This is a genomic window from Luteibacter sp. P4_E6, assembly GCF_056401535.1.
On the sequence record NZ_JBFUJE010000214.1, the window covers coordinates 1 to 6,611 of the forward strand.

Consider the following 6,611-nt stretch of genomic DNA (forward strand, 5'->3'; position numbering starts at 1 on the left):
CTGGTGATCAGCGTCGGCGTGTTCAGCGGGCCGCTGTCGGTGACACCGATGAAAGCCGGCATCGACGTCGAGGCACCCTGGATGCTGCGCGTACTGGGAATCTCCTGGATATAGACGCCCGGGTGCTGATAGTTGGCCACGGTCCTGGTTCCTTTCCCGATGAATGATTCAGAGCGGCGCGCCCGCGCGATGCGTGCGCCCGGGCGTTACCGTCAGTTGAAGTTCCCGCGCCTGGCCGTCGGTGAAGGCGAAGCTCAGTGTCACGGGTGTCGGATCGGCGAGCTGGCCAGAAAGTGCCAGCGTGTACGCACCCCCCGGCGCGCAGCGGGTGCGCACATGGCGCTCCCTTCCGCGCACTGTAACGTAACGTGCGCTGATTTCCGCCGGAGTCCGGGTCGACGCAAGCGCGCCACGGATCAGCGTGGCCTGCGGCGGATACTCATAGCCGGGCCCCGGCTCCAGCATGCAGCGCAACCACGCGTCTGCCAGCGTCGCCTCCGGCGTCAGCTCAAAGTCGAGGCCGTAGGCCAGGAACCCCGGCGCATCCACGTCCAGTCGATAACGCCCCGGCGCCACGTCCACAAGCACATAGCGCGCTTCGGGCCGCCTGGGCAGTGCGATCGGTGCGCCGTTGAGACGAAAGCGAGGCACGATTCCCACCGCGGGCCGTCCGCTGTGCGAATCCAGCAACTCGATGACGCCGCTCAGTCGGTGCATCGCGCTGCCTCGTTGAAGTCCGCCGGTAGTGGCCGGGTATTGACGATGGACAGATCGGTGTTCGTTACCATGTCGACATCGACTGGACGCGTCGAAGGAATGCGAACCGGCGTCAGGGTGTAGAGCTTCGTGAGTTTGTACGCCTTGCCTTGGAAGCCGGACCAGATGTCGCGCAGGCCGTCCAGCGATGTCGCTCGCGGGACGATCTCGATACGCTCGTTGCCGGCCTCGCGCAGGCCCTGGTGAAGCCACTTCCCCTCCAGCGCCGGCACGTCGTGGAACAGGCGAAGCAGTTCGTCCGCCAGTACCAGTTCGATCTCGGCGGACTTGGCATACGGGACCATCGTGTACATCAGGTCGACCACCAGGGGCGCCGGCGTCATCTGCATGGCACTGGGCCGATCGGTTGCAGACGGGCGGCGATCCAGTGTGGGTGGCAGGTTGCGCAGCCAGGGGTTGTGCTCCAGCTGGAAGAGATACACCGACAGCTTGTTCTCGCTCTGCGCATCCATCTCCGCCGGCGAATCGAACACGACGGCAGACTCCGCCGCCAACAACGGAATATGCGCGCGCACGAGTTGGCGCAACGATTCGCTGACCCAGCGCACCACCTGCCCGCTATCGACGGAAGCCATGGGCATCACAAGGTAAACAGGGTATAGGCCGAGCCCACCCATTGCGGTTGGCGCGTGCCGACCTGGGCGAGCACCGAGATGTCCGTATCGCCCACCGTCTTGAGGAACAAGCGGCCAGGATCCACCTCCCCGTAGGAAACGTAGGTGCGTAACGCCAGGTCGGTCGAGCTGCCCGTATCGCCGGTGCGCAGGCGAATCTCGCTCGAAGTCATCGACCATGAAGCCAGCTGCACAGCGCCGCTGGTCTGATTGCTGACCATGATGCCGTTAGCGCCCCGCCGGTAAGGTCCGAAGGACCAGCGCACATTGGCGTCCATGTCGGAGTCGACCACGATATCCAACTGGCGGCCCGGCCGAACGTTGCGAATGTTGAGAAGCACCGTGTGGTACCGCCGCGATTCCCGATGGAAGCTGGCACTGATGCGTCCGTTCCGCCACAACGCCGGCGGGCCATCGCTAAAGAAGGCAAGGACGTTCGCTTCGTTGTTGACCGTGCAATAACCCTGCACGAACGTCGTCCCTTCCTCGACCTCCACGAACAGGGTGAAGGTGAAGTCGTTGGACGCAGGCGCGATGGCCGAGGTAGTGAGCTGCAGCACGCTGTCGTTGAACGCCACTGAACGCAGGATGGGTGTGCCGCTGCCGCTGGCATCCGACGTGACGTTGTACGAAAAGCCCATGCTGTCGCCAAGGCGGCGGCCCAACGACCAGCGTACGCCTGGCGTCTCGAAGGTGATGTTGATGCCGCTGTTGGCCGCGACCTTCTGGAACTGGAGCACCACGGGTATCAGCACTCGGGACATGGCTGTTCGTTTCCCTGGTCAAAAATCGATGGCGAAGGCGCTCAGGCCCACGACGCTGGTGCGATCGGTGCTCGACTGCAAGGTAGCGACCGCATTCGGAGGCAGGTCCACACGACCGCGCAGCTCGCGCTGGGTGGTGCGCACATAGAGTTGCACCAGGATCTCCTGGCTATCGGCGTAGGTCTGAACGAAGAACTCGCGCGCGTTGATCAGAAAATTGCTGAGGTATAGCGCCGGGTCGACGTTGGTGGAAAAGCTCAATCCGACCAGACCCCGGCCGTCGCCTTCGCTCCACACCGCATGCTGGTCGTCGCGGATGGTGATCAGCACGCGGGAGTTGGCCCGCACGTTGCGTAGCGCGATGCTCAACGGCTGGAACGCCACGTCGCGGTCCGCGCGGAACAGTTTGCCCTTCAGCGTCTCCTCGTCAACGTGGTCCATCATTCGCTGGTTCCGGATCGGAACCGACAGCAGTACGTCCTGCGGGTTTTCCTCCACGGTGGGCGGCGTCGTCTCGGGCGGCGTAGTGGATGCCGAGGACGTCACCGTGGACCCTGTGCCCGCCTTATGCGTCGCCTTGCCCTCACCTTTCCTGGACTCTTCCATGGCGGTCACTTTCCGATCGTGATGGTGTTGCGCCCGGACACGAGCTGGCCGCTCGCGCTGCCACCGGGCACGTTATACGTGGCCGTGATCAGTCCCGAAGAGAACGCCAGGTCGAGCTGTAGCGTGGGAGGGCTGCCTGCGGTGAAGCTGCTCCACACCAGGGCCTGCATGCCGCCATAGGTCTTGCCGTCGCTGACATTGAAAAATACCTGCTTGCCAGACACGCTGAAATTCAGCAGCGGTGGCGTCGTGTTGCCCGAATACGCCTCCAGCTGCGCTGTCTGGCTATCGGTCACCAGGAAGTCGTTGCTRTCAGCCACGTTGAGCTGCACTTTCTGGTTGGTGAAATCCTGATTGAACACGAACATGAACGCGATCTGGTAGATCGGCGCATTCGCCATGGCATTCCCCTGGACGATCGTGATGTCGGAGCCTGGGCGCACGTACCCGGTGCGGCCGATGAACAGGCCGCGCCGGGTGGTAGCGCTTTCGCCGTGAAGCCGCAGCTACACGGTCAGTTGATCGGCTTCCACGGGAAGTAGATCGGGGTCTGGCTCAGCGTGGTCTTGCCGCCGTTGTTGAGCGAYACCTGCACCGTCGTGGTGGCGTCGGTGACAATCGCGTATAGCAGGAGGCCCTGCGTGCCGGCCTGGGCGGCCAGATAGCCCTGGACCTGCAGCGTCCACTGGTTGCCGCCACCTCCACTTGAGGCAGTGTCTAGCGTGGTCACGTTCGGGGTGATGGTGATTGCCGACAGCGGCAGGCTACCGGCGGTTACCAGCGAAACCTGCATGCCGGCCGAACCGGATGCTTCGTCGCCAAGGCTGTAGATCACCGGGTAGCCTGCAGCGGCTCCGCCGACATTGATGACAATCTTCGAAGTGCTGGTCGCCGAGCTGCTGATGGTCAGCAGAAGGTTCATGTACTTGTCGAAATCGACGTCCGTTTTCAGGTCAGCCGCTTTTACGAGGGAAGAAGCGTCATAGCTGGCGTTCAATTCGGTAGTGCTCATGGTCGGTCACTCCTGGTCTCAGTCATTGATGGTCGGTGCGTCAAGTGCCCTGCCCACGACATCGTCGAGCGCGAACTGCGTGTCAGCTTGTGTTTTTTCAGGCGCAATCATCCGTGCCCAGCCAACGCTGGACGGAGAAGGCCAAGCGAAATCGCGGCAGCAACCTTCCAGCGCGGCACGGATGCCACGAGCAGAATGTCGGATGGATACCGGACGCCGCGGTTGAACCGCGCTGACAAACACCAGGAAAGACGCGTAGGAAATTCCGCCGCGGCAAAGACTACGTCATGCCGTGGTACGCCTCCTGGCTCACATTTCTTCCTCTACTTGCCATGTCCAAGGCTCACCTGAATCCCCTGTCCTTCGCTCACCAGGAAGGTGAAGCGAGACTTCACAATCGAACCATTTCGCGCGTGAAGACACAACGTACTTTGATAAGCGCATTTGGCAAATGCACGGTGCATGTGTCGCCTGCGTACGCAAGTTGCACATTCATGCGATGCATTTCGTAAAAAGGAAATGCTGCTGCCACGATGGTGTCACCGCACCGATGTGCTGATCTCACGTGCGCAGGGGAGTCGTGCATGTCCGCAGGAACTCCCCTGCACTGTCGATCAGAGAGCAATACCCTGCATACCGGATGCCCCTGAGAACACGGGGGTCTGTCCGACTTGCAACAGTCGACCATCGGCCAGGATCAGGAACGTGTCGATATCGCCACCCAGGGAATTGCCGACGTACAAGAACAATCCATCCGCGGAAGCCTTGAGATCGGTCGGTGCGGCACCGGCTTCCAGCGAACCAGCGACGCCGCCATGGAGGACGGTCAGCGAGCCATCGCCACCGATGCGATACGCGCTGATGTTTCCCTTGCCCGCGTTTGCGGTAAATGCGAAACGTCCGGACACCGTCAGCCAGCATGCGGCGGCCTGTCCGTTTGCGATATCGCTGGAGATCGACTTCAGGCTGCCGTCATGGCTGATCGCATACGAACTGGCCGCCGAGCCGGCAGCCTGCGACGTGACGAGGTGACCGTGCGCGTCGAAGTCGAAGCCGAAGGGCTGTGGGTCGTTCGACGGTGTGATGTCGGGATCCTTGGCCAGACTCCCGTTGCGGTCGACAGCGAAGAGTTCGAACCACCCCTTGGCGGAGGCATCCTTGACCGACACCGCGAGCCAGCCACCGTCCGGCGAGAACTGCAGTTGCGCCGGGGTCATGCCAACGTTGGGCTGGTTGCCCACCAGGGGCGCATCCGTGCCAAGCAGGCGCGTCTCCGCCGGCAAGGCGACGAGCTGCCCTCCGGCGGTGATCTGAAATGCCGTGATCGTGGAGGTGTTGGCGCTGTTGAGAACATAGAGGCGACTGCCCCTCTGGGCGACGCTGACCGGATAGGTACCGCCGGTAGGCTGGACGTCGATCAGGCGCAGGCGGCTGCCCTCGATAGCGAATACGGACACCTGATTGGAGCCCGCATTGGTGGCGAAGAGCAGACGGCCGTCCTCGCTCCTGATCAGCGCATTCTGAGAACCGAGCGGGTCCGGGGGCGGAGCCGTGGTGCCGACGCCGACGCCCTTCCCTCCCGTCGACGCGACCGACACCTTTTCCAGGCCCCCGAAAAAGTTGCGACGTAACACGGCGACGCTGTTGCCCTGGATGTCGTTGGACATAACGTAAACGTAGGGTGAGTCGAAGCGCCGTTGATCCAGCGGGCGATCCTGCGCGTGGACGGCGCTTGCGGCCGCCAGTACGCCGGCGAGGGCGGCAGCCAGCTTTTGTGTGGTGTTCATGGTCGCGTCTCCGAAAGAGCCAGATAGCTCAAAGGGTCTTCGCCCTCAAGACGCGTTTGGTTACAGGTACGTGCCCGAATAAGCCAAGATAAGGACTTCGATCCTTACGTCGGCCGGGCATGAACGAAGCAAGAGCATCAACGGGCGCGGTCGTCGCACTGGGCGCGACCGTCGTGATCTGGGCATTCAGCTGGATCGTGATGAAGCTGGTGCTGCGCTACGCCGGGCCGTTCGACTTCTGCGCGCTGCGCTACCTCATCGGGGCTGCGTTGCTGTTCGTTGTGCTGGTAGTGATGCGTCGTCCCCTGGCCTGCCCTCCGTTAGGCGGAACCATCGTCACCGGGCTGGCCCAGACGGCAGCCTTTCAGGGCCTGGGTCAATTCGCGTTGACCTCCGGAGGCACCGGGCACGTGGTGTTGCTGGCTTACGCCATGCCGTTCTGGGCCGTGCTGCTGGCCTGGTTGTTACTCGGCGAGCGCCCGTTGCGTCGGCACTGGATCGGGCTGGCCCTGGCAGCCACCGGCCTCACCTTTGTCATCGCGCCATGGAACGGGCGCGGCATCGCGAGCACCCTTCGCCGATGAATCGGCTCCTACGGAAGAACATCCAAGACGGACGGGGACCTGCATCTGCAACATGACACGCATGGCATTCGGCGGCCGATTCCTTCGGAGGTTCGCATGAGCAGTGCTGCAGTCGATATGAAGCTCGAGATCGTGGTCATCCCCGTTTCCGACGTCGATCGCGCCAAGCAATTTTACGGCGAGCTGGGGTGGCGACTGGACGCCGATTTCGCTTCGGAAGACGGCTATTTCCGCGTCATCCAGTTCACGCCGCCCGGCTCCGGTTGTTCGGTCATCTTCGGAAAGAACGTCACTGCGGCGGCCCCTGGGTCCGCGCAGGGTCTGTACCTGATCGTCTCCGACATCGAGGCCGCCCGCGACGAACTGATCCGCCGCGGCGTCGATGTGAGCGAGGTGTTCCACGGTGCCGGCGACGCTCACGCCGGGCCGGACGAGCCGTACCTGTTCGGACGGGTCAGGGTCAGCGG

The 6,611-nt window shown here is 62.9% G+C and carries 9 protein-coding genes; 2 read left to right on the forward strand and 7 right to left on the reverse strand.

Annotated features, from left to right (window positions below):
- Positions 1-168: 168 nt before the first annotated feature.
- From AC1DT2_RS13340 to AC1DT2_RS13370, 7 genes are all read right to left on the reverse strand, one after another.
- The gene (locus tag AC1DT2_RS13340; protein WP_063572553.1) at positions 169-717 is read right to left on the reverse strand and encodes a hypothetical protein; all 549 of its coding nucleotides are present in this window, start codon (positions 715-717) and stop codon (positions 169-171) included.
- Positions 705-1,352 (reverse strand): Pvc16 family protein, encoded by a 648-nt coding sequence (locus AC1DT2_RS13345; protein WP_477296766.1) that lies wholly within the window; start codon positions 1,350-1,352, stop codon positions 705-707. The genes AC1DT2_RS13340 and AC1DT2_RS13345 overlap by 13 nt, the downstream gene beginning before the upstream one ends.
- A 5-nt stretch (positions 1,353-1,357) precedes the next feature.
- Positions 1,358-2,155, reverse strand: a complete 798-nt coding sequence (locus AC1DT2_RS13350; RefSeq protein WP_477296767.1) for a hypothetical protein — start codon at positions 2,153-2,155, stop codon at positions 1,358-1,360.
- A gap of 18 nt (positions 2,156-2,173) precedes the next feature.
- On the reverse strand, positions 2,174-2,761 hold the full coding sequence (locus AC1DT2_RS13355; protein ID WP_477296768.1) for a hypothetical protein: 588 nt from the start codon (positions 2,759-2,761) through the stop codon (positions 2,174-2,176).
- A 5-nt stretch (positions 2,762-2,766) separates the two neighbouring features.
- A complete protein-coding gene (locus tag AC1DT2_RS13360; protein WP_063573655.1) occupies positions 2,767-3,162 on the reverse strand; it encodes a hypothetical protein in 396 nt (131 codons plus the stop codon).
- A 113-nt stretch (positions 3,163-3,275) separates the two neighbouring features.
- Positions 3,276-3,773, reverse strand: a complete 498-nt coding sequence (locus AC1DT2_RS13365) for a hypothetical protein (protein WP_063573656.1) — start codon at positions 3,771-3,773, stop codon at positions 3,276-3,278.
- 614 nt (positions 3,774-4,387) lie between these two features.
- Complete coding sequence (locus AC1DT2_RS13370) at positions 4,388-5,560, reverse strand: lactonase family protein (RefSeq protein WP_477296769.1); 1,173 nt, start codon at positions 5,558-5,560, stop codon at positions 4,388-4,390.
- A gap of 119 nt (positions 5,561-5,679) precedes the next feature.
- Between AC1DT2_RS13370 and AC1DT2_RS13375 the strand changes: the two genes are divergently transcribed.
- Complete coding sequence (locus AC1DT2_RS13375) at positions 5,680-6,144, forward strand: DMT family transporter (protein WP_477296770.1); 465 nt, start codon at positions 5,680-5,682, stop codon at positions 6,142-6,144.
- 96 nt (positions 6,145-6,240) lie between these two features.
- On the forward strand, positions 6,241-6,611 hold a 371-nt coding region (locus AC1DT2_RS13380), incomplete at its 3' end, for a VOC family protein (protein ID WP_477296771.1).